Source organism: Enterococcus italicus DSM 15952, from assembly GCF_000185365.1.
GTDB lineage: Bacteria > Bacillota > Bacilli > Lactobacillales > Enterococcaceae > Enterococcus_G > Enterococcus_G italicus.
In genome coordinates this window covers 1-667 of the sequence record NZ_GL622284.1, presented here as the reverse complement: position 1 = coordinate 667, position 667 = coordinate 1, and the positions used below count along the sequence as shown (strand labels likewise).

General features: G+C 22.5%; 1 protein-coding gene. It reads right to left on the bottom strand.

Going from position 1 to position 667, the window contains the following annotated elements:
- Positions 1-92: 92 nt before the first annotated feature.
- On the bottom strand, positions 93-667 hold a 575-nt coding region (locus HMPREF9088_RS12170), incomplete at its 5' end, for a hypothetical protein (protein ID WP_007209392.1).

Here is a 667-nt window from a genome sequence, read left to right as displayed (position 1 = left end):
TACATTTATTATTATAGCAACCAATCATAGATTGTCAAATTTCTGTATCATACTTATTTATTGCAAACAAAAAACCCTTATAAAATAAGGGTTTACTTATATATCAAAGACAATTTAATAGCTTCAGCTAAATGATTTTCTTTTTCTATTTGCTTAACTATTTTAGTTTGTATAAGTGTTGATTTATCAACTAAAGTATCAAATAGTGATAAAGCATAACTGTCTGGTTTTGAGAAATTATATAATGTATCTAAAGCTATTTGTTTACTAGTATTTGTATTATCTTTTGTTTTCAGGATTTTAATTAGAAACTCTACTTTATCTAATTTGCTATCAGTATTTTGTATTATGTTTAATATTTTAAAATCCAGTATTTGTATCTGATTATCAGCTATTTTGCTAAATTTAGATTGTTGTAAATCATAGTCATTTCTAAGTTTTTCTATAACTTCAGCAAATTCTTTTGCTTTTTCCAAAATAGTCATAGTATTTAAAATACTCCTAAATGTTGTAAAATCAGGTAAATCTTTAAAGGTATAATCAAAATTACTCTCTAATATTAAATGATTATTTTTATTGAGATATAGATACTGATTGTTAAAAAAAATAGGTAAATAGCTATCTTTAATATAGTTATTATCTGCATCAAAATTAATACACATTCCAC